This is a genomic window from Erwinia sp. L03-1 (assembly GCF_058686115.1).
The window spans coordinates 3,708,077-3,734,346 of record NZ_CM178762.1; the positions used below are offsets into that span (position 1 = coordinate 3,708,077).

The 26,270-nt window shown below is 54.6% G+C and carries 21 protein-coding genes and 1 pseudogene; 5 read left to right on the top strand and 17 right to left on the bottom strand.

Features of this window, described 5'->3' with window-relative positions; all coding sequences use genetic code 11:
- Positions 1–54 precede the first annotated feature (54 nt).
- From AC4PCC_RS17155 to AC4PCC_RS17170, 4 genes are all read right to left on the bottom strand, one after another.
- On the bottom strand, positions 55–756 hold the full coding sequence (locus AC4PCC_RS17155) for a fimbria/pilus periplasmic chaperone (protein WP_492125324.1): 702 nt from the start codon (positions 754–756) through the stop codon (positions 55–57).
- An 81-nt stretch (positions 757–837) separates the two neighbouring features.
- Positions 838–1,431, bottom strand: a complete 594-nt coding sequence (locus tag AC4PCC_RS17160) for a fimbrial protein (protein WP_492125325.1) — start codon at positions 1,429–1,431, stop codon at positions 838–840.
- A gap of 423 nt (positions 1,432–1,854) precedes the next feature.
- Complete coding sequence (locus AC4PCC_RS17165; RefSeq protein ID WP_492125326.1) at positions 1,855–2,187, bottom strand: winged helix-turn-helix domain-containing protein; 333 nt, start codon at positions 2,185–2,187, stop codon at positions 1,855–1,857.
- 473 nt (positions 2,188–2,660) lie between these two features.
- Positions 2,661–5,669 carry a Tn3 family transposase gene (locus tag AC4PCC_RS17170; protein ID WP_492125327.1) on the bottom strand — a complete coding sequence of 1,003 codons (3,009 nt, stop codon included), beginning with the start codon at positions 5,667–5,669 and terminating at the stop codon, positions 2,661–2,663.
- Positions 5,670–5,832: 163 nt separating this feature from the next.
- Between AC4PCC_RS17170 and AC4PCC_RS17175 the strand changes: the two genes are divergently transcribed.
- The 4 genes from AC4PCC_RS17175 (at position 5,833) to AC4PCC_RS17190 (ending at position 9,497) form a co-directional block, all read left to right on the top strand.
- The gene (locus tag AC4PCC_RS17175; RefSeq protein WP_492127555.1) at positions 5,833–6,399 is read left to right on the top strand and encodes a recombinase family protein; all 567 of its coding nucleotides are present in this window, start codon (positions 5,833–5,835) and stop codon (positions 6,397–6,399) included.
- Between the two features lie 78 nt (positions 6,400–6,477).
- The gene (locus tag AC4PCC_RS17180; protein WP_492125328.1) at positions 6,478–6,960 is read left to right on the top strand and encodes a PAAR domain-containing protein; all 483 of its coding nucleotides are present in this window, start codon (positions 6,478–6,480) and stop codon (positions 6,958–6,960) included.
- Positions 6,961–7,071: 111 nt separating this feature from the next.
- Positions 7,072–8,826, top strand: coding sequence for a phospholipase effector Tle1 domain-containing protein (locus tag AC4PCC_RS17185; RefSeq protein WP_492127556.1), 1,755 nt, complete (start codon positions 7,072–7,074; stop codon positions 8,824–8,826).
- Positions 8,823–9,497, top strand: a complete 675-nt coding sequence (locus AC4PCC_RS17190) for a DUF2931 family protein (protein WP_492125329.1) — start codon at positions 8,823–8,825, stop codon at positions 9,495–9,497. The genes AC4PCC_RS17185 and AC4PCC_RS17190 overlap by 4 nt, the downstream gene beginning before the upstream one ends.
- 140 nt (positions 9,498–9,637) lie before the next feature.
- Here the strand turns inward: AC4PCC_RS17190 and AC4PCC_RS17195 are convergent.
- Positions 9,638–9,904 (bottom strand): annotated as a pseudogene (locus AC4PCC_RS17195) (oxalate decarboxylase); the annotation flags it as partial.
- A gap of 498 nt (positions 9,905–10,402) precedes the next feature.
- Here AC4PCC_RS17195 and AC4PCC_RS17200 point away from each other — a divergent pair.
- On the top strand, positions 10,403–11,143 hold the full coding sequence (locus AC4PCC_RS17200; RefSeq protein WP_492125330.1) for a phosphate/phosphite/phosphonate ABC transporter substrate-binding protein: 741 nt from the start codon (positions 10,403–10,405) through the stop codon (positions 11,141–11,143).
- A 53-nt stretch (positions 11,144–11,196) separates the two neighbouring features.
- On the opposite strand, the gene accA is transcribed toward AC4PCC_RS17200, so the two are convergent.
- The 12 genes from accA to ispU all read right to left on the bottom strand — a co-directional run bounded on the left by accA (position 11,197) and on the right by ispU (position 26,095).
- Positions 11,197–12,156 (bottom strand): acetyl-CoA carboxylase carboxyl transferase subunit alpha, encoded by a 960-nt coding sequence (gene accA / locus AC4PCC_RS17205; RefSeq protein ID WP_067706516.1) that lies wholly within the window; start codon positions 12,154–12,156, stop codon positions 11,197–11,199.
- 12 nt (positions 12,157–12,168) lie between these two features.
- Complete coding sequence (dnaE, locus tag AC4PCC_RS17210; protein WP_492125331.1) at positions 12,169–15,651, bottom strand: DNA polymerase III subunit alpha; 3,483 nt, start codon at positions 15,649–15,651, stop codon at positions 12,169–12,171.
- Positions 15,652–15,683: 32 nt separating this feature from the next.
- Complete coding sequence (rnhB, locus tag AC4PCC_RS17215) at positions 15,684–16,307, bottom strand: ribonuclease HII (protein ID WP_067706519.1); 624 nt, start codon at positions 16,305–16,307, stop codon at positions 15,684–15,686.
- On the bottom strand, positions 16,304–17,446 hold the full coding sequence (gene lpxB, locus AC4PCC_RS17220) for a lipid-A-disaccharide synthase (protein ID WP_492125332.1): 1,143 nt from the start codon (positions 17,444–17,446) through the stop codon (positions 16,304–16,306). Before lpxB ends, rnhB begins: the two co-directional genes overlap by 4 nt.
- A gap of 3 nt (positions 17,447–17,449) precedes the next feature.
- On the bottom strand, positions 17,450–18,238 hold the full coding sequence (gene lpxA, locus AC4PCC_RS17225) for an acyl-ACP--UDP-N-acetylglucosamine O-acyltransferase (RefSeq protein ID WP_492125333.1): 789 nt from the start codon (positions 18,236–18,238) through the stop codon (positions 17,450–17,452).
- 3 nt (positions 18,239–18,241) lie between these two features.
- The gene (gene fabZ, locus AC4PCC_RS17230; protein ID WP_067706528.1) at positions 18,242–18,697 is read right to left on the bottom strand and encodes a 3-hydroxyacyl-ACP dehydratase FabZ; all 456 of its coding nucleotides are present in this window, start codon (positions 18,695–18,697) and stop codon (positions 18,242–18,244) included.
- A gap of 204 nt (positions 18,698–18,901) precedes the next feature.
- The gene (gene lpxD / locus AC4PCC_RS17235) at positions 18,902–19,924 is read right to left on the bottom strand and encodes a UDP-3-O-(3-hydroxymyristoyl)glucosamine N-acyltransferase (RefSeq protein WP_492125334.1); all 1,023 of its coding nucleotides are present in this window, start codon (positions 19,922–19,924) and stop codon (positions 18,902–18,904) included.
- 3 nt (positions 19,925–19,927) lie between these two features.
- Positions 19,928–20,425: a molecular chaperone Skp gene (skp, locus tag AC4PCC_RS17240; protein ID WP_067706535.1), complete on the bottom strand. Its 498-nt coding sequence runs from the start codon at positions 20,423–20,425 to the stop codon at positions 19,928–19,930.
- Between the two features lie 115 nt (positions 20,426–20,540).
- The gene (gene bamA / locus AC4PCC_RS17245; protein WP_492125335.1) at positions 20,541–22,946 is read right to left on the bottom strand and encodes an outer membrane protein assembly factor BamA; all 2,406 of its coding nucleotides are present in this window, start codon (positions 22,944–22,946) and stop codon (positions 20,541–20,543) included.
- A 163-nt stretch (positions 22,947–23,109) separates the two neighbouring features.
- Positions 23,110–24,459, bottom strand: a complete 1,350-nt coding sequence (rseP, locus tag AC4PCC_RS17250) for a sigma E protease regulator RseP (protein WP_492125336.1) — start codon at positions 24,457–24,459, stop codon at positions 23,110–23,112.
- A gap of 7 nt (positions 24,460–24,466) precedes the next feature.
- A complete protein-coding gene (gene cdsA / locus AC4PCC_RS17255; protein WP_492125337.1) occupies positions 24,467–25,324 on the bottom strand; it encodes a phosphatidate cytidylyltransferase in 858 nt (285 codons plus the stop codon).
- Positions 25,325–25,342: 18 nt separating this feature from the next.
- Positions 25,343–26,095 (bottom strand): (2E,6E)-farnesyl-diphosphate-specific ditrans,polycis-undecaprenyl-diphosphate synthase, encoded by a 753-nt coding sequence (gene ispU / locus AC4PCC_RS17260; RefSeq protein WP_067706548.1) that lies wholly within the window; start codon positions 26,093–26,095, stop codon positions 25,343–25,345.
- Positions 26,096–26,270 lie beyond the last annotated feature (175 nt).

A 26,270-nucleotide genomic window follows, 5' to 3' on the forward strand; every position in this document is an offset into this window, starting at 1 on the left:
AGATTTGCTACACATTTGCACTGGATCTGTCATCAGCTCAAACCTACATAGGGATTATTTCAGCGTGGCACGCAGCTCTGGCGTAAGTGCCCCGAAATCGTTGATGGTGCGGAAGGTAACGGTGTTACCCGCGCCCGCTGGCAGGGAAAGTGAAACACTCCCCCGCGGAGTGACCATCGTGTCCGGCAGCTTCTGTCCGCCGGCCTTCATCTGCGCCAGCGTGATGTGATACGGTGTGGGGTTATCAATCCGCATCTGCCCGCCGGACCGGTGGAAGGTCAGCTCAGCCGGGGCTTTTTCCACCGCAGGCTTAAGACCGGCAGGGCGGACAAAAAGCTTGATACGGCTCACGGCGGCCAGCATCAGGACGTTTTTACCTTCCATCTTCTTTTTGTCCATCGAAGGGATGGCCTTGGTATTGAAGTAATACAGGCTTTCCTGGTCGGTTCTCACGGGTTTGCCGGCATACATCAGTCGCAGGGTGTTCTCATTACCCGGCCCGCTGACATACAGTGGCGGAGTCACGACAAAATCCTGACTTTTCTGCCCGTCTGGCTGCTCCACCCAGGACTGAACCATAAAGCTGGACAGGTCAGACGTATTGCGGACTGACAGGCTGACCTGCTTCTGACCGGCCGGATAAATAACCCGGGTACCACCAAGGGTGATCCCTCCGGCCTGTGCCAGAGATGGGGCCAGACAGACCGCAGACATGACGACTGCGTATAAGGTGCTGCGAAAAAGATGCGTTGACATGATATTTTCCTCGTGCTTGCAGATGAGTGGAGTGAGAGCAGTCCTGCCTGCGGGAGCGGCAGCAGGCAGGACTGATGCTAATTACTCGTAGCTCACCTGGAAATTAACGGTTGAGTTGGCAGAGCCTGCCACCACGCCATTGGCTGTGGCAACGTAAGCGGCGCTGAACGGGATTTCATTAGAGCCTGCCACTATTTTCTGCGCGGCGGCTGGCGTGCTGCCATCGACTTTAACCGCCGTGTTGTTTTGCAGGATCTGGATGCCTACATTCTGTGCGGCGGCGGTGGTGTCTCCGGCGCCGCTTGCAGCAGACTGTACTGCCAGCGTGGAGTCATCACCGGTGGTTGCACCATTAAAGGTAATGGAGGCGCTGGTGTAACTGGCCGGTTTCGTCGGGTCAGTGGCATTTACACTGAGGTCACAGCCGGTAAGCTTGATGATAAAAGGCACCGCTGAACTGGAATCACCTTTTGCAGCAAGGCGGCTGACAGGCACCTGACCGAGCGTAACGGTTTGCCCGTCAGAGGTGTTATCCACCGCACAGGGAGCCGCGACAATAGCGCCGGTGAAATGAATTTTTCCACCGTCAACGGTTACAGGCGTTTCTGCCGCAAAAGCAGAAAAAGAACCTGCCAGCAGTGCCGGCATGAATGAAGCTAAAATAACTTTTTTCATATATAATACCTGAATTATCCTCGTGGTTTTTCCTGATTTATTGCTGGCATCAGATAAATAACAGCAACATGTAACAAAACAGAAATATAATGAGGATAAAATCCTCATTGATATTCAATCGTGTTGAGAATTAAAAATTGCGCAACCACACGGTTAATTTTTTATTTTATTAATTTGATTGCAGAAATGGCATGATCGAGTTCATTCTCAGCAATGACAAAATCACTTCTGTTATCAGTTCTACTCAGTTATTCGCCCACTTTATCTCTGAGGAATAATATATTCCTCAGAGAGGATTTCCATACTCACACTGGAAAAGCAAAAATTTATTCTGCATAGCGCTGTTAATTCGTAGGGCGAATTATCATTTATTTATGGGTTATCGTCAATGGGGTCCGCTTGGAAAAGGGAATATATCCTACGTTAAGCCTGTTTTCTAAGAAGGCATGGCAGGTTGCTTTGAGCGAACAGCGAAAGTTTACATTTTTCACCGCTTATGAAAGTTTGACTAACAAGTTTAACAAGTTTAACAAGTTTAGGGATAGTCGTAATAATATCTCTGCTATGATCTCCAGTAATAACTCTCAGAGAACGAATACTTTGTGCAATACTTTGCACGGTAACAACCTGCCCCCGCCAGATATACTTAAAAAAATCGTTATGCGTTACCGGATCTGGGTATTTTTCGCAAAGCAGAGAAAGCACCTCAGATTCTTTTTTTCTCAGTCGAACTGAAACACCATCAACGGATAACATTCGATGCCGGGGGTTAAAAAACACACTTGCCGCGCCGGCAGTTTTCGTTACATCTCGATTACAACAACATTTCACAGGGATACCTCCTAAATAAGTTACAGCCTAAAGTTTACAGGAATTTTTATAAAAAAATTCCCATCCGAAAATTCAGTTACCAGAAAAAAATAATTGAAATTTAATATGTCCAGGTTAAATAAAGTTAATGACTTGCTACTCAAAGGTTCCTTTTTTTTGGGTGGTGACGTAATGATTCTGTCGCATTATCAGGATTATGTCAGTAAAAGTGGTAGGGTAAGTTGACCTATGTCAATATTTTCACTTAGAGCCTATCCCAAAAGGGATTGTCGTATAATGCGTCACGGTAGTTTCTGAGGGCGAAGTATGGCAGGTAACAAGTGGCAGATTAGCGATGCACATTCCGGAGAAGTTCTTCCGTATGGGGGGTTTGAGGGCCAATGGAACGAAAACGTACGCTAAGAAGGTAATTCATTGTTTAAACTGAAATTTAATGCTCTCAGTTCTCCCTTCAAAATATCCTCCGGTAGCGTGAACGTATAATGCCCCAGCATATTGATATGCCCGTGCATCAGTGGGGATAACCGGGCGATATCTTCATCCCCGGTTTCTTCTCCATTAGTGCACATCCAGCTCAGTGCTTCCTGCATATAAAGCGTGTTCCACAGTACCACTGCATTAGTGACCAGCCCCAGTGCTCCCAGTTGATCTTCCTGTCCTTCACGATAGCGCTTTCTAATCTCACCGCGTTGTCCGTAGCAGATCGCCCGCGCCACAGCATGGCGGCCTTCCCCCCGGTTGAGCTGTGTCAGGATCCGCCGACGATAATCTTCATCATCAATATAATTAAGAAGGTACAGCGTCTTGTTGACGCGTCCCACTTCCATGATCGCCTGTGCCAGCCCTGATGGGCGCGAGCTTTTCAGCAAAGAGCGAATGAGTTCTGAGGCATGAATGGTGCCCAGTTTCAGCGAACCGGCGGTTCGCATCATCTCATCCCACTGATTCTCCGCCTTCGACAGGTCTGCACATCCCCGCGCCAGCTCATCCAGTGCACCGTAATTTGCCGATTTATCCACCCGCCAGAATACTGCTTCCCCGGCATCAGCAAGTCGGGGGGAAAACTGATATCCCAGCAGCCAGAAGAGGCCAAAAATAATGTCGCTGGTGCCGGCTGTGTCTGTCATGATCTCAACCGGATTCAGCCCTGTCTGCTGCTCCAGAAGGCCTTCCAGCACAAAAATGGAATCCCGCAATGTGCCGGGTACCACAATACCGTGAAATCCAGAGTACTGATCAGAGACGAAGTTGTACCAGGTGATGCCACGCCCGGAACCAAAATATTTTCTGTTAGGCCCGGAATTGACGCTTTTCACTGGCGTGACAAAGCGCATGCCGTCAGCTGACGCCACTTCGCCACCGCCCCAGTGACCTGCAAGCTCCAGCGTGGACTGAAAATCAACCAGCCGGGCATTGGCGCTGACCAGCGTTTCTGCCCGGAGGTAATTTTGTTTAACCCAACTGAGCCGGTGGCGGGTCAGTGCCGGTATATTGTGCTTTATCAGCGGTTCCAGTCCGATATTGCAGGCTTCAGCCATCAGAACCGCACACAGGCTAACGTGCAGATCCTGCGCCCGTGCTCCGGACTCACTGACATGCATAAATTCCCGTGTAAATCCTGTTCTGGCGTCTATTTCAAGCAGTAATTCCGTCAAATCAACCGGAGGAAGCAGCTGTCTTACCCGACTGTTGAGACAAAGCAACGACGGTGGCTCCTCCAGTCTCTCCAGACTACTGATGGTCAGGGAGGGATATTTACCGTCATTGCAGACATGGACTTCCGCATTCCCTTCAAATCGGGATGCGACTGCTTTCCAGGTCTCATCCAACTGAACGGCCAGTTGCTGCACGCCTTTATGTCCATCGGTGGGATGTCCCAGAGCACGACAGACGGGAATACGCTGAGCCTGCCACTCTTCACCCTGCAACAGCTTCTCGCGGGGATCTCCCCAGCGATCGCTGTTTTCGAGCCAGATGTCCCGTCGGCGCAGTGCATCCTGAAGGCGCTCCAGCAGACACAGTGAATAACCGGCGCGTTGTATTCGGCCCTCGGCATCGTATACGAGGCGTTTCCAGGGGCCGGTGATGATATGTTCAGGCGCATCATCGAGGATGCGCTTTTTCGAGCCGTTCAGTTCAGCCAGATAATGAATCGCGGCCAGCGTATGCTCTCCGGCTGGCGCAGCCTGGAAATGCAGGTCCCGCAATACCGCCGGAAGAAAACGCTTAACCCGGCCGTACTGTTCTACCATTTCGTCATGGAAATTGTTGTTCTGAGGCCGGGCCAATTCATTAACCTTGCTGACGGATTCTGCCAGTCTGTTTTTCGGTATGCAGCTGAATATGGCCTGTCTCAGTTGAGCATCATCAGCCAGATCATCCAGCAACAGTGTACAGGCTCGAGCCAGCAGTAGCGCAGCACGGTCAAGATCTTTCAGCGTCCTGAGCCGTTTTTTCTGCCCGGTTTTCTTCGCCTCGCGGGTGATGTCCAGTATCAGCATATCGAGCACATCAACGGCCTCATCCAGCGCTGTTATTTCCTGCGCTTTAACGAATGCGGTGAGTATGGCCAGTTTTCTTTGCTCTGGCATGCGTGCGATATATTTTACCGATGCCATACCTGCGTAACGCGCCAGATTACGCAGCTGTATCGCGGGCAGGCCGGTAAAATTCAGCCGGGAAAACTCAAGGTTTCGCAGCCGGACATACCGCTCCAGCGCTTCTGTAAAAGCCGGGCCGCTGACGGTGACAGGTCCCTTTTTCAGTTGCTCCAGCGGTGAAATTCGCTGCCCCTCAGGAATGTCCAGCAGCTCCGTCACGCGGGCGGTCTGCCAGCTGTCCGGCAACGCGGCCAGTTTTTTCCACAGCCGCTGATTTGCCCGTTCGCGTATTTCACTGACGAGACGTACAAGTGTGGTTGCTCCGGGTAGCAGGACCTTATTCTGAAGCAGCCACGCAGTGGCAAAATCAAACATCAGACCGGGTCGCTCATTACTGAGCCATGCCCGGGTGTACAGCAGGCGTTTCAGGCGGAAAGACCATGGAAAATCGCCAAATTCATGGTAACCGTAATATTCCTTAATCAGCGCAGTATGCTCTCTTAGGGTGGTATCCCGCTCTGCGTAGCGGGAGAGGACTTCCGGACGGCGGATATTAAGCTGCACCGCGACAAATTGCTGAACACCCGGCAGAACCCGGGTTAAATCTGTCAGAAAGGTGCCCAGAAAACGGGCGCTGGTAAGCTGAAGCGCTATTCCCAGCCGGTTATGCCTTCCCCGCCGCTGGTTAATGAAAGCAAGATCCCGTTCATCAAGATGAAAATAGCGCGCCAGCTGCACGTCATTAGGTTCTGCAACATAGCGACCATAATTCAGTTCCTGCTCAGTGGTCAGAAAATCGACGGGCATATAGGCCTCCCTGCCTGACGGTTATATGTTAACAATTTTGCAACCGTCCGAAATATTATAAATTGTCGGACATCCAAAATCGGCTTCATTAATGTGTCCGTTAGATCGATTTTTTGTTATAACAGACACCATCTGTCTGATATTTGATTTAGGATACATTTTTATGCGACTTTTTGGTTACGCACGGGTATCAACCAGTCAGCAGTCTCTCGATATTCAGATCAGGGCGCTCAAAGACGCTGGCGTGAAAGCCAACCGCATCTTTACTGATAAAGCATCCGGCAGTTCAGTTGATCGTCCGGGGCTTGACCTGTTGCGCATGAAGGTGGAGGAAGGCGATGCAATTCTGGTGAAGAAACTTGACCGCCTTGGTCGCGACACCGCCGATATGATCCAGCTGATAAAGGAATTCGATGTTCAGGGCGTGGCCGTCCGTTTCATTGATGACGGGATATGTACTGACGGTGAAATGGGTCAGATGGTAGTGACCATCCTGTCAGCTGTAGCCCAGGCTGAGCGGCGCAGGATACTGGAGCGTACGAATGAAGGTAGACAGGAAGCAAAGCTGAAAGGCATCCGGTTTGGCCGCAGACGCACCATCGACAGAAACAGTGTGCTGGCACTCCACAACAAAGGAACTGGCGCAACGGATATCGCCCGGCAACTCGGCATTGCCCGTTCCACCGTTTATAAAATACTTGATGATGAGAAGACAGTTCAGCCAGGCTGATGGCAGCATTAAATTTTGGTTAAGTGACCCATCTGGTTACTATAGACACTTAACCCACAGGAAAAAGAGGGATTTGATATGGAACAGCAATATACTAACGAACTGACTCCGGAATTAGCCGCCTCACTGGCGCGTCCGCCGTTCTCAGCGGAGAAAAAGGCCGGGATGTCTGAAGGTGCCCGTCAGACGGTTGAAGAGCAGGAGGAATTCCTACGGGAGCATCCGGTGGTGGCGATTTACCGGATCGCGGTTGACGGGGCGCTGACCCAGCGCGGCGGGGTGGTTCGGGCGGCGTGGAATGGCGCTGAAATCGAGCTTGATGGCGGGCAGAAGGTCAATATTGCGCTGGTCGGGGATGAGGTGGTTTACCCTGACGGAACCACTGCCCGTATTGTTACCGGCAGCGGGTCGAAATTTCAGAAAGGCGGTAAAAGTATCGCGCTGGTTGGCAGCAGGCTGAGCAACGGTGATGTGATTATCAGCACCCCACAGGCGGGATGTACGCTGAATGAGCTGAAAGGTTTGCCGATGGATGCTGATTTTTTACCGGCAGAGGGCTGAATTATGTCCATCATGAGAGGGTGTAGCGTTCACGGCAAGAATGTCGGATTACACGGAGATAAAACCTCTTCGGGAGCACAATGTATCGCGGCCCGTCCCGGCATGTCGGTCATGGGGTTGCTGAAACTCTATATCGGTGACAAGACTACCCCCTGCCCGAAGTGTGGGGAAGTGGGGGTCATTGTGGACGGCGATCACCGGTGCTCAAACAGTGCCGCTGTTGCGGTGGACGGCGCGAAGATCCGTTGCGGGTGTCCGCAGGGGACCAATTTTCTGATTGCCCCGGGTACGATCCCACAGCTTTCAGAGGCAAAAGCCAGGATGGCCCCGGTAGTCGCTCCGGAGCCGGAACAACATGCGCAGGCGGCGAAGAAAAAGAAACGGGAGATCACGCTGACGATAGGCGTGTTCTTCGACGGTACCGGCAACAATGCCGTTAACACGCAGAACATGCTGAAGGCGTATACCGCAGGTCATTACAACCTGGATGACCCGGAAGCCGAGTCCATTCTGGCAAAATGCGCCCGTGAAAATTTTGGTGTGTCGGGCAGCGGTGCAACCAGCTATACCGGGTACTACACCAATATACACTGGCTGAGTACGCTCTACAGCCGTCGCTTTAATGAAGACAGCCCCGATGTTCAGCGAGCTGTTTATATTGACGGTATTGGCACTGACGCGGGAAAACCTGACAGCAAGCTGGGCCAGGGGTTTGGTATCTCTGATACCGGTGTCGTTGCCAAAACGGATAAAGCGGTTTCCATTCTGGCTGACAGTATTCAGGATGCGCTGGACGCGGTCAGTAAAAAACAGACTGACTGCACGTTCATCATCAGGTCGCTGCAGTTCGATATTTTTGGCTTCAGTCGGGGTGCGGCGGCCGCCCGGCATTTTGCCAACCGCATCCAGTCCGAAGACCTGGCCATTATCAGCGCCATCCGGCAGGCCATGACAGGTACGACCTTCAATGGTTCTCCTGCCGGTAAAACCCGCTTCATCGGCATTTTCGATACCGTTGCCGCCATTGGCACGCCGGTTAACGGCCTGAATCCGCACAGCGCGGATACCGGTGACGTGAAGCTCACCCTGCGTCCCGGCGTGGCAGAGAAGGTGTTTCATATCACCGCCGCGAACGAGTGTCGCTTTAACTTTGCGCTGAACAGCGTGAAACCGGCCTGGCCGGAACTGGCGCTGCCCGGCGTGCATTCCGATATCGGCGGCGGGTATCTGCCCGTCACGAAAGAGCATCTTTTTCTGACGCGGCCTGCAACGGAAACCGTACCGTACAGCCAGCCGGGAGAAAAGACGCAGGCCTACCGCCAGGCTATGGCGCAGTTGCAGACGCTGGATAAATCGCCCTGCCTGGCTCCCCTGTTGCGGACAAATGACATTTCGGCAGAAACCTGGCATGACGACAGGCTTCCTCCGGACCGGTACGGCCAGATGCAGAAGCGCAGCTTTGCGGCGCTGACCATGCGCGGACGGACCGTCAGAAACGACTGGTCCCGCGTGGTGCTGAGGGTGATGCTTGAGGCTGCACAGGAGGCCGGCGTGGTGTTTGACCCCATTCTGAGTAAAGACAAAGAGCTCGTCATTCCGGATGAGCTTGCGCCCCTCTGGGATAAAGCACTGGCGATGGGCAAGGCTGCCCGCAGCGGCCAGAAGGCTCCGGCGTTCAGTCAGGATGAGCTGGACGTGATTGCGGAGAAGTATATTCACTGTTCGGCCAACTGGAATGCCATCGTGGTCAATACGGACGGCCTTATTCACGGCGGCGCATCACCCTCTGAGCTGATTGGCTTTATCAACCGCCCGGATGAGCAGTGGAAACGCTCTGTCTACAGCATGGACGGGAAGAAGGTATGAGGCTGGAAACACTTTTTCCCCTGCTGATGCTGATGCTGGTCAGCGGCTGCCGTGCAGGCGAAGCGCAGACGCCGGAAGACACCGGAGAAATGCCTTACGGGGAGGTTGGTTTTGCATTTTTTACCCCTCAGGCATTACCGGCGGTGGTGACGAAAGCGCTGATTATCGACAACGAAAAGGTGGTATCCACCTTCCGGACGCTGGACAGTACGCAGAGTGATCCCGATGTAGTGGGTACCTGGAACAGCAGAACGGATGACGGGGGGATCCAGTTCAACAAGGTCCGGCATCCACCGGCACAGATGCTGTTCTGCTGGGATTCTGTCATCGATAAAAAGACTTACGAGACGCGCATCACCTTCTCATCGGCCCTTCGGGAAAAAATGTCGGTGCCAACCGGCAGGGACAGAAGAGGTAATACAGCCTGGTATAAAACATTACTGTTTGGTCTGGCACCTGAAGGCAAAGTGCGCATCTGGCTTCAGAACAGCGCGGGAGGCGACAACCTGCCGGTTGAACCGGTAAAAATTACCACGCTGTCCGGGGATAAACTGGATGCCTGTAAGGATGTACCTTCACGAATTGATTTTAACTACAGCATTCCGGATGGGTATGATCATTACATAAAGGACTTCATACAGGGGAAAAAATATCCCTACGGCCGCTGGTAGGGTGTTGGCAGCGGTAAAAAAGGATCCCCGGTGGATCCTTTTTTAGGATTGCATCATCAGGAGCCAATAGCGTGAGTTTTCATTTCGCTAAGTTCTAGCTATTTAAAAATCAATATTAACAATGTGTTAGCTTCTTAGCGTACGTTTTCGTTCCATTGGCCCTCAAACCCCCTAAAGGAGAAGCGCAGATTTGGCAGGGTACCGCTGTCGGTCGCCGGCGGGTTAACAATATCCGGATTTTCTGCCTGCCGGATGGGATCCTGAGGACCAGGATCGCTGCCGCCCATCTGGCCGGTCCAGGGTTGAGCGTTGACGGTGCCATCGTGAGCGTGGACCTTGCCTGCGGCCAGCGCGACCGTGCCACCGGCGGCAAATGCGACAAAACTGCGACGGGTAATTGGATTCATCTTTAGCTTCCTTGTGTAGGGGCTTAAACATCGTTGCGTTATGCCCGTAAACGCGACTAATAGAATTACCTATGCACCGAAGCGGCACCACCGCTGAGCCGACAGTAAACCTCCATGAAATGTAAGGGAAAGTCCATAAACAGCTTTCATCATAAACTTAACACCAATTAAACGAATTAAGCTAAATCACTTAACAATTAGCAGACTACCCTTATTAGTATCGCTTTTGCCGAGGCATCCACCAGACGCGCTTTAATCCATTAATATCGCTAATTGATATCCGAACAGGCAGCGTAATATCCGGTTACACTCAGCGCGACTGACAGCGATATTCAACGCCAAAGAGGGCCAGCTTATTTTCGGGTTAATGCCCGGGTATCAGTGGCCCACCTCCGCTCGCAGCCGCTAAGATTACGCCTGATAAGGCGGCTCTCCCTCCCGCTGCGCTATCCTTGGTTATGACCCTCTTTCGCCACGTACTACGCGTAAGGAATAATAATGATAGCCTCACTGCCGATGTATCCCTTCCGTCCTGAGAAACTGGACGCTTTCTGGCAGCGGCTGAGGGCCGCCACGGCTGCTATCCCGCTACCGTACGCCCTGAGCTGGCCTGATGAGCTGCTCCCCCACTGGCAGCGCAGCGATTTGCTGCTGAGTCAGACCTGCGGTTATCCCCTTATGACGGCACTGCCACAGGTACAGGTCATAGGTGCATTTCACTATGCTGCGCCGGGCTGCGAGGGCGCGAATTATCGTAGCTGGATAGTCGTGCGTAAGGAGGAAGCGGAACGTGAACTGCGGGATTTTCGCGGACGTATCCTGGCCTGTAACAGCCAGGAGTCGCACTCAGGCTGGCACGCTCTGATGAGGCTAACCGGAGGCTCAGCTTTTTTTAGCAGGGTAAGGGCATCAGGGAGCCACCGCCGTTCTCTGGCTATGCTACGAAACCGGGAAGCAGATATTGCCGCAATCGACTGCGTGAGCTGGGCGCTGCTGAGTCAGGATTTCGCCGGTGAGCTAAGCGGGCTGAAGATCGTCGGTCAGACCGCCAGCGTACCTGGCCTGCCGCTGATTGCCTCCCCCGCCATACCGGCGGAAAGCGTGGCGGCGCTGCGCGTTGGGCTGGCCGAAGTGACCGGCGATCGCCGCAATCATGCTCTCGCGGACGGGCTGAATATAAGAGGTTTTTCTGTCCTGCCCCGTGAGGCGTGGCAGGCAGAGGGGGAGGCTCAGAAGTGAATGGCGGACAACCGATGCAGTCAGAGAAGCGCTGACCGCATCGGATTACGGGATCAGGCGTAGCCGTAGCTCATCAGACGCTGGTAGCGGCGGTCCAGCAGCTCGTCTTTGCTCAGCTCATCAAGTTCTGCCAGATCTTCCAGCAGCTGAGCCTTAAGCGATTCACCGATAGCGAGCGGATTGCGGTGCGCCCCACCCAGCGGTTCAGGTATCACGCTGTCAATCAGCTTCAGCTCTTTCAGACGCGGGGCAATGATCCCCATCGCGTCGGCGGCCAGCGGCGCTTTATCTGCGCTTTTCCACAGAATCGAGGCGCAGCCTTCCGGCGAAATAACCGAGTAGGTGCTGTATTGCAGCATATTAACCTTGTCACCCACGCCAATCGCCAGGGCGCCGCCGGAGCCGCCTTCACCGATAACGGTGCAGATCACCGGCACGGTCAGGCCAGACATTTCACGCAGGTTGCGCGCAATGGCCTCACTCTGTCCGCGCTCTTCTGCGCCGACGCCCGGGTAAGCGCCCGGCGTGTCGATGAAGGTGATAATCGGCATATTAAAACGCTCGGCCATCTCCATCAGGCGCAGCGCCTTACGGTAACCCTCAGGGGCTGGCATACCGAAGTTACGCCGAATTTTCTCTTTCGTTTCACGCCCTTTCTGATGACCAATGATCATCACCGGACGCCCGTCGAGGCGGGCAATCCCCCCCACGATGGCTTTGTCATCCGCATAGGCGCGATCGCCTGCCAGTTCGTCAAAGTCAGTAAAGGCATTGCGAACATAGTCCAGCGTATATGGACGTAAAGGGTGGCGAGCCAGCTGCGCAACCTGCCATGCCCCTAAATCGGAGAAGATTTTACGTGTCAGCTCGACGCTTTTTTCGCGCAGGCGCTGTATCTCTTCATCCAGATTGATATCCAGTTTTTCATCCTGACGGCCAACCGACTTGAGCGAATCAATTTTCGCTTCAAGCTCTGCGATTGGCTGTTCGAAATCCAGGTAATTAAGACTCATAATAATCCTGTTTTAGTCAAACTCCAGTTCCACCTGCTCCGACCCTATCAGCGATCGCAATTCATTTAATAAACGATCGCTGGGCGACACGCGCCACGCTGCGCCAAAGCGCAGCTTCGCCCGCGCATCCTCTCTTTGATAGTAGAGATGTACCGGAATGGTCCCCGAACGATGGGGTTCCAGGGATTGACGGAGACGGTTCAAAAGCTGGTCATCAATTTGCCTGTCCGTCAGCGAGATAGCAAGCCCGCGTGCATATTTTTCGCGGGCTTCATCAATGTCCATCACCTCGCGGGCGGTCATTTTAAGCCCCCCGCTAAAGTCATCAAAGCTGACCTGTCCGCTGACGATCAGAATACGGTCTTTTTCCAGCAAGTGCTGGAACCTTTCGAGTGCATCTGTAAACAACATCACTTCCAGCCGACCGGAACGGTCGTCCAGCGTACAGATGCCTATCCGGTTACCGCGCTTTGTTACCATCACGCGGGCCGCCACCACCAGACCGACGGCCATGGTCATTTTGCCACGGTCGGTCGGATGCATGTCTTTCAGGCGCATTCCGCCTACGTAACGCTCAATCTCTTTCAGATACTGATTGATCGGGTGCCCGGTTAAGTAAAGCCCAAGCGTCTCGCGTTCGCCATCCAGTTGGATCTGTTCTGGCCACGGCGTCACATCGGCGTAGGACTGCTCAATCTGCTCGGGTTCGTCTGCCAGCACGCCAAACATATCTGCCTGGCCAATCGCTTCTGCCTTCGCATGCTGATCCGCAGCCTTCAGCGCATCGCCCAGCGCGCTCATCAGCGCGGCACGGTGCGGACCGAGCCGGTCAAACGCGCCCGACATAATCAATTTTTCCAGCACCCGGCGATTCAGCTTTTTCGTGTCGGTGCGGGCGCAGAGGTCGAACAGCTCACGGAAATAGCCGTCTTTGTTACGCGCTTCAATAATTGCTTCAATGGGGCCTTCGCCGACGCCTTTGATCGCGCCAATGCCATAAACGATCTCGCCGTCATCGTTGACGTGGAACTGATACAGGCCGGAGTTGATATCCGGCGGCAGCACCTTGAGACCCATGCGCCAGCACTCATCCACCAGCCCGACGACTTTTTCGGTGTTGTCCATATCGGCGGTCATTACCGCCGCCATAAACTCGGCCGGATAGTGGGCTTTTAGCCACAGCGTCTGATAGGAGACCAGCGCATAGGCGGCGGAGTGCGATTTGTTAAAGCCGTAACCCGCGAACTTTTCCACCAGGTCGAAGATTTTGATCGCCAGCTCGCCGTCGATACCGCGCGCTTTCGCGCCGTCTTCAAAGCCGCCGCGCTGTTTAGCCATCTCCTCCGGGTTCTTTTTACCCATCGCACGGCGCAGCATATCCGCGCCGCCCAGGCTGTAGCCTGCCAGCACCTGGGCTATCTGCATCACCTGTTCCTGATAGAGGATGATGCCGTAGGTCGGCTCCAGCACGGGCTTGAGCGATTCATGCTGCCACTGGATATCAGGATAAGAGATCGCCTCACGCCCGTGCTTACGGTCAATAAAGTTATCTACCATGCCTGACTGGAGCGGGCCGGGACGGAAAAGGGCCACCAGCGCGATCATATCCTCAAAGCAGTCCGGCTTCAGGCGCTTAATCAGGTCTTTCATGCCGCGGGATTCAAGCTGGAAAACCGCCGTGGTTTCCGAGCGCTGCAGCATATCGAAACTTTTCTTATCTTCAAGCGGAATAGCCGCAATATCTATCGGCGGCTCACCCTGCTTCTTACGCCGGGCATTAATCATCTCCAGCGCCCAGTCGATAATGGTCAGCGTGCGCAGTCCCAGGAAGTCGAACTTCACCAGACCCGCGTACTCAACGTCATTTTTGTCGAACTGGGTAACCGGATGGTTGCCGTTCTCATCGCAGTAGAGCGGCGCAAAATCGGTAATTTGCGTCGGCGCAATCACCACGCCCCCGGCGTGCTTACCGGCGTTTCGCGTCACCCCTTCCAGCTTGCGCGCCATATCGATCAGCGCTTTGACCTCTTCATCCGCCTCGTAGATCTCCGGCAGCTGAGGTTCGGCGGCAAAGGCTTTTTCCAGCGTCATGCCCGGATCGGGCGGTACCAGCTTGGAAATACGATCCACGAAGCCGTAGGGGTGGCCCAGCACGCGCCCCACGTCACGAATAACTGCTTTCGCGGCCATCGTACCGAAGGTGATAATCTGCGATACCGCCTTGCGCCCGTACATTTCGGCGACGTGCTCAATCACCAGGTCGCGTTTTTCCATGCAGAAATCGACGTCAAAGTCGGGCATCGACACGCGTTCGGGATTAAGGAAGCGCTCGAACAGCAGGTCAAACTCAAGCGGATCGAGATCGGTGATTTTCAGCGCGTAGGCAACCAGCGAGCCTGCACCGGAGCCGCGCCCCGGCCCCACCGGCACGTCATTGTCTTTTGACCACTGGATAAACTCCATTACGATCAAAAAGTAGCCGGGGAAACCCATCTGGTTAATAACGTTCAGCTCGATCTCAAGGCGCTCGTCGTACTCAGGGCGCTTCTCTGCGCGAACCTCAGGATCGGGGAACAGGAAAGCCAGCCGCTCTTCGAGTCCCTCACGGGACTTCATCACCAGGAAGTCTTCGGTGGTCATCTCCCCCGTCGGAAACTGCGGCAGGAAATATTCACCCAGGCGGATGGTGACGTTACAGCGCTTAGCAATTTCCACGCTGTTTTCCAGCGCTTCAGGAATGTCCGAGAACAGCTCGCACATCTCCTCGCTGGTGCGTAAGTATTGCTGAGGGCTGTAGTTTCGCGGGCGCTTGGGGTCGTCCAGGGTAAAACCATCATGGATGGCGACGCGGATTTCGTGCGCGTCGAAGTCCCCTGCCTCGAGGAAACAGACTTCATTGGTGGCGACAACGGGAATGCCCTGAGCAATCGCCAGCTCAACGGCCGCGTGGAGATAGCTCTCCTCGTCCGGCCGGCCGGTGCGGATCAGCTCCAGGTAATAGCTGTCCGGGAAATGCTGTTGGTAAAACGCCAGACAGTCGGCGGCCTGCACATGGTTACCGCGCAGCAGCATTTTGCCTACGTCGCCGCGACGCCCGCCGGAAAGAAGAAGTAATCCTTCTCCCAGCTCGATCAGCCAGTCCCGGTCGATGACCGGACCGGCAGCACCATAGCCGCGCTGGTAGGCACGTGAGATAAGCAGGGTGAGGTTTTGGTAGCCGGTATTGTTGGCGGCCAGGACGGTGAGGTGTGACAGTTCGTCGCCCATCGCCTCGCTGGCGACGTTGAAGTCGGCGCCGATGATCGGCTTAACGCCCTGCCCGTGTGCCGTGCCGTAGAACTTCACCAGGCCACACAGATTGGTGAAATCGGTGATACCCAGCGCGGGCATGCCGAGTGACGCCGCCTTTTTCACTAACGGGGCCGTTTTGACTATGCCATCAATCATGGAGTAGTCGCTGTGAACGCGTAAATGAATAAAACGAGGTTCGGCCATAGTTGATCCCATCAAAAGCTAAGGAGTGGAAATTAACGCACGCGTCCGGCAGATGCCGCCACGTCGGCGTCCAGCAGCACATTTCTCACCGGGGCAAAACTGCGGCGGTGATGGGGCGTGGCACCGTTTTGGCGTAGTTTCTCAAGATGCAGCGCCGTTGGGTAGCCCTTATGCTGCGCAAATCCATACTCGGGAAATTGCAGATGCAGCTCGGCCATTTCGCGGTCGCGCGTTACCTTAGCGACTATCGAGGCGGCGCTTATCTCCTGCACCAGGCTGTCACCTTTCACGACGGCCAGTGAGGGCATCGCCAGCGCCGGACAGCGGTTGCCGTCAATCAGCACATAATCAGGCGTGATATGCAGCCCGGCCACCGCGCGCTGCATCGCCAGCATCGTGGCGTGCAAAATATTGAGCTCGTCGATCTCCTGCGGCTCTGCCCGTCCCAGGCTCCAGCTCAGCGCTTTCTCGCAGATTTCATCAAAGAGCGCCAGACGGCGCTTTTCTGATAATTTTTTTGAGTCAGCCAGTCCGATAATGGGCCGCGCCGGATCGAGGATCACGGCGGCGGTGACCACCGCGCCCACCAGCGGCCCGCGCCCCACTTCGTCCACGCCGGCAATACAGGTCGCCAGCGGGTAGATAAAATCACTCATGGGCACAGCTCCAGTACGGCCGAGGCAGCCTGTTCGTCGGCATTCCAGCGAATTTGCTGGTGCAGTTCCGCAAAGGTTGCCAGCAGCTGCTGACGGGTTTCACCTTCCGCCAGCAGCGGTGCCAGCGCCGCCGCCAGAGGCTCGGGCTGACACTCTTCCTGCAACAGCTCTTTGACCAGCTCGCGTCCTGCCAGCAGATTCGGCAGCGAAACGTAGTCGGTTTTCACCAGGCGCTTCGCCAGCCAGAAAGTGAATGGCTTCATACGGTAGCCCACCACCATCGGGCATTTTGCCAGCATACACTCCAGCGCGGCGGTGCCAGAAGCCAGCAGTGCCGCATCGCTGGCGATCATGGCCTGTCGCCCCTGCCCGTCCAGCAGATGCATCGGCAGGTCGGGCGCAACCTCGGCCTTAATTTTTTCAAACTGCTCGCGACGCCGCGGATTCACCAGCGGCACCACGATTTCCAGATCGGGCCATTTGTTTCGCAGTATCACTGCCGTACGCAGGAAGTCGGCGCTCAGCATTTCAACCTCTGCACTGCGGCTGCCGGGCAGCAGGGCCAGACAGCGAACCCCTTCGGCGATGCCCAGCGCCCGTCGCGCCGCGAGCTTGTCGGGCTGGAGCGGCATGGCATCAGCCATAGTATGACCAATAAACCGGCAGGGTACATTGAAACGGTCGTAAAATACTTTTTCAAACGGCAGGAAGGCCAGCACCATATCGGTTGAGCGGCCAATTTTGAAAACGCGCTTTTGCCGCCAGGCCCAGACGGAAGGGCTGACGTAATGAATGGTGCGGATACCGCGCGCTTTGAGTCGCCCCTCAAGGGTGATATTAAAGTCAGGTGCATCAATACCGACAAAAACGTCCGGCTTTAGCTCACTAAAGCGCCGGGTAAGGTCGCGGCGAATTTTCAGCAGCCGCGGCAGACGTTCCACCACCTCGACGATGCCCATCACCGACAGCTCTTCCATTTCGTACCAGGCTTCGCACCCTTCGGCCTGCATCAGCGGCCCGGCCACCCCGACAAAACGGGTATCCGGGTGCGTCTGTTTTAGTGCGCGGATTAAACCGGCACCAAGAATATCGCCGGAAGTTTCTCCGGCGACAAGGGCAATCGTTAATGGCTGGGGCATGAGTTAACGAATCAGACCTCGCGTCGAGCGGGCAAAGAAGTCGTAAAACGGCTGGACTTCAGGATGCTCACGCGCGATGTCGGCAATCTCAGGCTTCGCCTCATCCAGCGTGTTACCGCTGCGATAAAGAATTTTGTAGGCATTACGAATCGCGTGCAGCCCTTCTTTAGTGAAGCCGCGGCGTTGTAGCCCCACCAGATTGATACCAAACGGCGTGGCGTGGTTGCCCTGGGCAATCACAAACGGCGGTACATCCTGCGCAACGCCGGAGCAGCCGCCCACCATCGCGTGGGCACCGATAATGCAGAACTGATGAACCGCAGTCATCCCACCGATAATGGCAAAGTCATCCACCGTAACATGGCCGCCAAGGGTCGCGTTATTCGCCAAAATACAGCGATCGCCAATCACGCAGTCGTGAGCAATGTGAGCATTGACCATCAGCAGGTTGTCACTGCCGACACGCGTCACGCCGTCAGCCTGTGTCGTACCGCGATGGATCGTCACGCTCTCACGAATGTTGTTGCGATCGCCCACCTCAACCCGAGTAGGCTCACCGGCATACTTCAGGTCCTGGTTAGCTTCACCGACGGTGGCGAACTGATAGAGGGTATTGTCTTTGCCAATACGGGTGTGTCCATTGACCACCACATGCGACTTAAGAACGGTACCTTCTCCGATCTCCACGTTAGCCCCAATAAAGCAGAAGGGGCCAATATTAACGCGGGCGCCGATGACGGCCCCCTCTTCAATAATCGAAGAGGGATGGATAACTGCGGTTTCATCAATCACGAATTACGCCTCCCGGCTGCGGGCACACATCATCGTTGCTTCGCAGACAATTTTGCCGTCAACGGTCGCCACGCCCTTAAAGCGGGTCAGACCACGACGTGTTTTCTCGAAGGTGACTTCCATGATCATCTGATCGCCTGGCACGACCGGACGCTTGAAGCGCGCCTCGTCAATACCGGCAAAATAGTACAGCTCGCCCGGTTCAAGCTTACCGACGCTTTTAAAAGCCAGAATACCGGTCGCCTGAGCCATGGCTTCTAAAATCAGCACGCCTGGGAAAATCGGTTTACCAGGGAAATGGCCCTGGAAAAACGGTTCGTTAACCGATACGTTCTTCACTGCCCGCAGGAACTTGTGCTCTTCAAAGTCAAGTACGCGATCGACCAGCAGAAACGGATAGCGGTGCGGCAGCAGTTCAATAATCTCTTCAATTTTCAGAGTATGAGTTTCAGTAGTCAAAATACTCTTCCTGTCCTAAAAAAAATTCTGATGGCATCAATAACACGGCCTGCAAAGATCCTCAGATCATACGCAGGCCGCGAATCAGTTTCCGTGCGCCAGGCTTTCCATGCTTAACATTTTTTTTTATATCTTTCTGATTTGACGCACTCGCGCCGGACCAAATTGATAGTGAAAGCTGGACCTGAGCCGGCAATAAGCCGCTTAGTCTTTATTGACCTTGCGTTCGATGGATTTCAGACGTTTGCTGATTTCATCAATATTCATCACCAGCGCTGCCGTTTTGCGCCAGGTTTTATTGGGTTGCAGTGGAATCCCGGAGGAGTATACCCCAGGTTGGGTGATTGGTCGCATGACCATTCCCATTCCGGTAACCGTAACTTTGTCACAAATTTCCATATGACCATTAATTACGCTTGCACCGCCGATCATGCAGTAACGGCCAATTTTCAGGCTGCCCGCCATGATTACGCCACCCGCAACAGCGGTATTGTCGCCAATCATAACGTTGTGCGCAATCTGGCACTGGTTATCAATGATAACACCATTCCCAATCTGAGTGTTATCCAACGCACCGCGATCGATAGTGGTGCAGGCACCAATCTCTACCCGGTCGCCGATAATAACGGTACCGAGCTGAGGGATTTTTACCCAGTTACCGCGATCGTTGGCATAACCGAAACCATCGGCGCCGATAACCGTCCCCGACTGGATCAGACAGCGTTCACCAATTTGTACGCCGTGGTAGACCGATACATTGGCCCAGAGTCGTGAGCCGGCACCAATGCGGGTGTTTTTGCCGATAAAGCAGCCGGGGCCGATAACGGCACCCTCGCCCAGAACAACGCCAGATTCAATCACGGCATTCGCACCGACGGAGACGTTGTTGCCAAGCTGAGCGCTGGCATCAATGACCGCACTGGGCGCGATATCCTGAGCCGGCTGAGGCGTGGTGTCCAGGATCTGCGCCATGCGGGCATAGGTCAGATAGGGATCTTTCACCACCAGCGCCGCGCCGTTGAAAAAGTCCAGATCCGTTTCCGTCAGCACCACGGCGGATGCCTGGCAGGCTGCGAGCTGCTCGCGGTAACGGCTGTTAGAGAGGAAAGTGATTTGACCGGTTTGGGCGGATTGCATAGAAGCAATGCCGGAGATGACGAGATCGCCATCTCCGTGCAAATCTGCATCCAACTGCTGGGCTAAATCAGCCAGTCGAATTGAAGACATTGATTATTTAACCTGTTTCAGAACATCACCAGTGATGTCTTTGGATTTACCTGCGTAAGCAACAGCGTTTGCATCAATAACAACGTCGTAGCCTTCTTTATCGGCCACTTTCTGCACGGCATCCTGGATACGGCTCAGGATTTTATTACGTTCTTCAGCCTGACGACGGCGGTTGTCCTGCTCGAAAGCCTGAGCTTTAGTCGAGAAGGCTTCACGCTGTGCCATAACGTCTTTTTCCATGCGGCTGCGTTCGCTGGCCTTCATGGTAGAGCCGTCACGCTGGAGGCGCTGCATTTTAGTTTGCAGATCGCGTTCCATACCCTGTAGCTCGGTTGCACGGCCTTTAAACTCATTTTCAAGCTGCTTCGCAACTGTCGCACGCGCCGGTAACTGTTGGAAAATGCTGGAAACGTTCACCACTGCGATTTTATCAGCAGCCTGGGCGCCGGCGGAAACCGCCAGAGCGATAGAGAGGCCTGCGGCACACAACAACTTTTTCACTATAAACTCCTTACCATCAACGTTTGTGTCTTCGACACAGGTGTTGCGCGTTTAGGCAGCCCCAAGGGCTGCCGGTGAACAGCGCGCTACTTTAATCGCTTCCGTGCAAGCCAGATTACCAGGTCTTACCAATGTTAAACTGGAACTGCTCGGCTTTATCTCCATCATACTTTTTGAATGGCTGCGCGTACGAGAACACCAGGGGTCCCAGCGGGGACATCCACTGAAGTGCCAGACCTGCAGACATTCGAATATTGCCCGGATCGCTGTAGTCAGGAATACCCGCCGCACGCGTATCTGTGGTGTTTTCCCACTTGGTATCCCATACCGTACCCGCATCCACAAACAGGGAGGTACGCACCGAATTCGCGTACTTCTCGCTGAGGAACGGCGTAGGCGTAATCAGCTCAGCGCTGGCCGTTGCCATGGCGTTACCCCCCACCGCATCATCAGAGCTACACAGGGCGTCAGCGCCTGAGCAGGTAGACGAGTTGTTGTTGTAGTACGCCGCTTTCGGCCCGATGGTGTTGGAACGGAAACCACGGACGGTGCTTGAACCACCGGCATAGAAGTTTTCATAGAACGGCATCTCTTTGCCATTCAGTCCATCAGCATAGCCGACGCGTCCACGTCCTAACAGCACCCAGGTGCGGTCCTGGTTCAGCGGTACGTACTGCTGCGTATCCAGCGTCGCCTTGTAGAAGGCGTTGTCCGACCCCGGAATGGTGACCTTACCGTTCAGATTGGTACGGTTACCTGACGTTGGGAAGAATCCGCGGTCAAGGTCGTTGTACGTCCAGCCATAGTTGAAGGTGAAGTCATCGGCAGAATAGTCGGCACGACCGGAAAGATCCGGGTTCTGACCCACCGAGCGCAGATAGCGGAACATCGCAATCTGCGGCTGCATATTGGACAGGTCGTTATGGACATAGCCCAGACCGACGCGCAGCGTATTGTTTTCATTAACCGGGAAGCCCAGCGTACCGTCTAAACCATAGCTCTTGTTGGTATAGTCAGACAGATCGGCATCGTCAGCTTTAAAGTCGTTATAGAAAACGCGTCCGCCGAGGCTCACGCCATCAACCGTAAAGTACGGATCGGTCAGTGAGAATTCCGCATAGGTCTGGTAATCGTTCTTGGTTCCGCTGATGCCAACAGTATTACCGGTACCCAGCCAGTTTTCCTGGGTTACGCCAACCTGGAAGCTTACGCCGCTCTCGGTGCCGTAGCCCACGCCGAAGTTCAGGGTGCCGGTGTTGCGCTCTTTAACCTTGTAGACCACGTCGACCTGATCGGGCGATCCCGGTACACGCTGGGTATCGGTCTCGACCGTTTCAAAGTAGCCGGTACGGTTCAGACGCTCTTTACCCTGCTCAACCAGATCGCTACCCAGCCATGCGCCTTCCATCTGACGCATTTCGCGGCGCAGGACGGAATCTTTCGAGGTATCGTTGCCTTCAAAACGGACTTTGCGCACGGAGTAACGGTTGCCCGCATCGACGTTCACGTGCAGCTTAACGGTTTTATCCGCGTCGTTAATTTCTGGCTGCGTCATCACCCGTGGGTAGGCGTAGCCGTAACGACCGAGCATCTTCTTGATGTCGTCTTCCATTTTGGTGACTTTAGCACCGTTGTACAGCTCGCCAGGTTTGATCCGGGTCAGCGCTTCTATTTCCGCTGAGTGGCCTGCCATGCTGCCATTCACCACCACGCCAGACAGCTTGTAGCGGTCGCCTTCGGTGATGTTAATGGTGATGTAGATCCCTTTCTTATCCGGCGTCAGGCTAACCTGAGTGGAGTCGATATTGAAACGGGCATAGCCGCGATCCAGATAAAAACTGCGCAGGGTCTCAAGGTCGCCCGCCAGCTTTTGCTTCTGGTATTTGCGATCGCCAACGACGTTCCACCATGGCACCTCATCGCGGAGCTGAAAGCGCGAGATCAGCTCTTCCGAGCTGAAGGCTTTGTTGCCGACCACGTTGATCTGTTGGATTTTGGCAGACACACCTTCGGTAAATACCAGCTTCAGGTCTACACGGTTGCGTGGAAGCGGCGTGACCACGGCTTTCACACTTGCGCTGTATTTACCTACGCTGTAGTAGAAATCCTCGAGCCCTTTCTCAATGGATGAGATGGTGGTGCGATCGAGGGCTTCCCCTACCCGCACGCCGGAGGCTTCAAGGTTCTGCTTCAGCATATCTTCCTTCACCGCTTTGTTACCGGAGAAGGTGATACTGGCAATCGTTGGCCTCTCTTTAACCTGAACGATCAGCGTATTGCCGTCGCGCAGAACCTGAACATCCTCGAAGTTCCCGGTCGCAAAAAGGGCACGAATGGTGCTACTGATATCATCATCGGAGACGGTGTCTCCCACGCGGACAGGCATACTGAGCAATGCCGCCCCGACGGCGACTCGCTGCAGGCCTTCGAAATGAATATCCTTCACCACGAAGCCGTCTGCCGCGTATACGGTGGCGCTGCTAAACAGCAGCGACGCTATGAGCAACTTTTTCATCGCCATCGTTGTTATGCATTCTTCCTAACTGGTTCCCGTCGCTTAGAGGAGAAATTGCTACACATCGGCCATCCTGCTTTGAAACCTTGCTCAACATGCGCGTCTGGCTGACCGCGCTTTTGCACCGGGTTTCGTCTTTTCTGGCCTTCGCTCGCTTATTTCTGAACGCCTATAACCGCGAGAAATCATTGAAAAGTGCAAGCCCCATTAACAGCACCAGCAATACAGAGCCGATGCGATAGCTGAAGTCCTGAACTCGCTCAGACACCGGCCCACCTTTGATCTTTTCGATCGCCAGGAACAACAAATGTCCACCATCTAGTACCGGCAGAGGGAACAGATTGATAATACCGAGGTTAACGCTAATCAACGCGAGAAACATCAGGTAGTAAATCAAACCATATTCTGCCGACATCCCAGCGCCCTGGGCGATTGAAATCGGCCCGCTGAGATTATTTAACTTCACTTCACCCACAATCAGCTTGCCCAGCATGTTGACCGTCAGCTTCATTAGCTGCCAGGTCTTTGCGCTGGCCTCGCCTGTCGCGGCAAACGGGCCATACTGACGCACCGTTTTGTATTCAGCCGAAAGCGGCACGATACGCGGGATAACGCCCGCAAAACCCTGAGCTTTATTGCCCGGTTTGGCTTCCGGGGTCAGCGTCAGCGTCACCGAACCGCCCTGTCTTTCCACTTCTACCGCCATCTCTTTGCCGGGATTATCCCGGATGAGCGCGGCAAAATGTTGCCACTGGTCCAGCGGTTGACCATCGACTTTAACGATCCTGTCGCCCGCTTGCAAACCCGCCTTGCTTGCTGCCGAGTTGGCCTGTACCTCAGCCAGTACGGTTTCAATTTGCGGGCCGCGTGGCTGAATACCCAGTGACGTGACCGGATCCTGCCTGTCTGGCTCGAACTGCCAGTTGCGCAGATCGACCCGCTTTTCCGATATCTGTGTGCTGCCAAAAGGGGCCACGCTTAACGTCGTTTCCGTGTCGCCAATTTTAGATATCAGTGCCATACGCACAGCATCCCAGTCTGGCGTTTCGATACCGTCAACGGCTTTAAGTTCCATCCCAGGTGTAATTTGGGCCTCAGCAACCGGCGAATTGCTTACTATCTCACCAATTACCGGTTTCACACCGGGAACGCCGATGATAAAAACCAGCCAGTACGCAAAGATGGCAAAGAGGAAATTAGCGATGGGCCCCGCGCTGATAATCGCCGCGCGTTGCAGAACCGTTTTGTTATTGAAGGTGCGATGGCGAAGCTCGGGCGGCACGCTTTCAATGCGCTCATCGAGCATTTTCACATAGCCGCCGAGCGGAATAAGGGCGAGAACGTATTCGGTGCCCTGCGCATCCCGGCGCCGCCAGAGGGCTTTGCCAAAACCTATGGAGAAGCGTTCAACCTGAACGCCACAGCGGCGCGCCACCCAGAAGTGACCAAACTCATGTACGGTAATTAGCACGCCCAGCGCGACGATAAATGCGCCCAAACTCCATAGAATGCTTAGCATAATGTCCCTATAGGGTCCCAAAGACCAGTAGCAGCAGGCAGGCGAACACCGGAACGGCAGCCGTGAGGCTGTCAATACGATCAAGGATGCCGCCGTGGCCTGGGATCAGATTCCCACTGTCCTTGATGCCCGCTTCGCGCTTAAACATACTTTCTGTCAGGTCGCCCAGCACCGAGGCCAGCGCGGCGACCACCGTACAGCTCAGCAGCGTGACGATCGGCACGTTAAGCGGCGTCCACAGGCGGAATAGCCAGGCGATAACCAGCGACGTCACCAGACCACCCAGGAAGCCTTCCCAGGTTTTACCCGGGGAGACCTTTGGCGCCAGCTTATGCCGGCCAAACAGGCGGCCAAACATGTAGGCGCCGGAGTCCGCTCCCCAGACCAGCAGCATCACATACAGCAGCCACCAGGCGCCCGCAAAATGGTCGGCATCGTAGTGATACTGGCGTAGCGTCAGCATGCCCCAAAAGAACGGGACGATGGTCAGCAGCCCGAACAGCAGGCGCAGCGGGCGGGAGGTTCGCCAGAAGGCGGCGGAGCCGGGGTACAGGAGCACCATCACCAGCGCCACCCCCCACCAGACCATCGCCGCCCATAGCGAAACGGCAATCTGAGGAAGGTGAACAGAGTGCTGATAAGCAGGAAGGGTGAACATCATGAAGGCGAGAAGCAAGCCGCACAGCACGGCCAGCCAGATGCGCTGGGAACGTGAGGCAAAGCCTGCGAACTGTCCCCACTCCCAGGCGGCCAGCATACATACCACCAGGGTGATGAGCGCAAATCCCAGTGGCGGCAGCAAAAAGAGTGCGGCGATGACAATTGGGATAAGTATAAACGCGGTAATCAGGCGAGACTTCAGCAAAGATTACCCCCAGTGCGCTCAGGCGCCGCCGGGTGCTGCGCCGCCAAAGCGACGCTCTCGTTGTGCAAAAGCATTCAGTGCACCTTCAAAAACTTGTTCATCAAAATCAGGCCAGAGGACGTCGGTAAAAAAGAACTCTGCGTAGGCGACCTGCCACAGCAAAAAGTTACTAATCCGATGCTCTCCACCTGTCCTTATTACTAAATCCACCGGCACCAGCTCGTTAAGGCAAAGATGAGGGCTAAGGGTTTCTTCCTCAATCTGGTCTGGACGAATCAGACCTTCCTGCACCTGCTCAGCGATTTTTCTGACGCCCTGAATAATATCCCAACGGCCACCATAATTCGCGGCAATGTTGAGAGTGAGTCCATCATTTTGTTGAGTAAGTTCCTCTGCACGGCGAATGCGCTCCTGCAGACGGCCATTAAACCGGCCAATGTCACCAATGATCCGCAGGCGGACGTTATGCTTATGCAGGCTTTTGACTTCGCTGTCCAGCGCCCAGACAAACAGCTCCATCAGCGCCATGACTTCCTGCGGCGGACGGTTCCAGTTTTCACTGCTGAATGCATAGAGCGTGAGCGCTTTAAGCTTGCTGCTGACGGCAAAACTCACGGCACGACGCACGGATTTTACGCCAGCTTTGTGGCCCGAAATGCGCAGTTTTCCCTGGTTCTTAGCCCAGCGACCATTGCCATCCATTATGATGGCCACGTGACGGGGGTTCTCCCCCAGCAGTTCATCGCTGTTTATTCGATTTTCGGACGACATAACGCGTAATTATTTCCTTTACTCAGAAATCATGTGGCTTCTGAAATATCTTACCCGCCCGACGCAAAAAAGCCGTGTCTTACACGGCCTGCTTTACCGCAACGCAGATTTTAATTAGCGGGCCAAGACTATACCATCTCCGCCCCCGCCCCACAAATAGCGGCAGGAGCATGCC

Bases quoted from the DNA above. Each gene is read 5' to 3' on its own strand.
- AC4PCC_RS17155 (WP_492125324.1), bottom strand. From the start codon at position 756: ATGTCAACGCATCTTTTTCGCAGCACCTTATACGCAGTCGTCATGTCT.
- AC4PCC_RS17160 (WP_492125325.1), bottom strand. From the start codon at position 1,431: ATGAAAAAAGTTATTTTAGCTTCATTCATGCCGGCACTGCTGGCAGGT.
- AC4PCC_RS17165 (WP_492125326.1), bottom strand. From the start codon at position 2,187: ATGTTATCCGTTGATGGTGTTTCAGTTCGACTGAGAAAAAAAGAATCT.
- AC4PCC_RS17170 (WP_492125327.1), bottom strand. From the start codon at position 5,669: ATGCCCGTCGATTTTCTGACCACTGAGCAGGAACTGAATTATGGTCGC.
- AC4PCC_RS17175 (WP_492127555.1), top strand. From the start codon at position 5,833: ATGCGACTTTTTGGTTACGCACGGGTATCAACCAGTCAGCAGTCTCTC.
- AC4PCC_RS17180 (WP_492125328.1), top strand. From the start codon at position 6,478: ATGGAACAGCAATATACTAACGAACTGACTCCGGAATTAGCCGCCTCA.
- AC4PCC_RS17185 (WP_492127556.1), top strand. From the start codon at position 7,072: ATGGGGTTGCTGAAACTCTATATCGGTGACAAGACTACCCCCTGCCCG.
- AC4PCC_RS17190 (WP_492125329.1), top strand. From the start codon at position 8,823: ATGAGGCTGGAAACACTTTTTCCCCTGCTGATGCTGATGCTGGTCAGC.
- AC4PCC_RS17200 (WP_492125330.1), top strand. From the start codon at position 10,403: ATGATAGCCTCACTGCCGATGTATCCCTTCCGTCCTGAGAAACTGGAC.
- accA (WP_067706516.1), bottom strand. From the start codon at position 12,156: ATGAGTCTTAATTACCTGGATTTCGAACAGCCAATCGCAGAGCTTGAA.
- dnaE (WP_492125331.1), bottom strand. From the start codon at position 15,651: ATGGCCGAACCTCGTTTTATTCATTTACGCGTTCACAGCGACTACTCC.
- rnhB (WP_067706519.1), bottom strand. From the start codon at position 16,307: ATGAGTGATTTTATCTACCCGCTGGCGACCTGTATTGCCGGCGTGGAC.
- lpxB (WP_492125332.1), bottom strand. From the start codon at position 17,446: ATGCCCCAGCCATTAACGATTGCCCTTGTCGCCGGAGAAACTTCCGGC.
- lpxD (WP_492125334.1), bottom strand. From the start codon at position 19,924: ATGTCTTCAATTCGACTGGCTGATTTAGCCCAGCAGTTGGATGCAGAT.
- bamA (WP_492125335.1), bottom strand. From the start codon at position 22,946: ATGGCGATGAAAAAGTTGCTCATAGCGTCGCTGCTGTTTAGCAGCGCC.
- rseP (WP_492125336.1), bottom strand. From the start codon at position 24,459: ATGCTAAGCATTCTATGGAGTTTGGGCGCATTTATCGTCGCGCTGGGC.
- ispU (WP_067706548.1), bottom strand. From the start codon at position 26,095: ATGTCGTCCGAAAATCGAATAAACAGCGATGAACTGCTGGGGGAGAAC.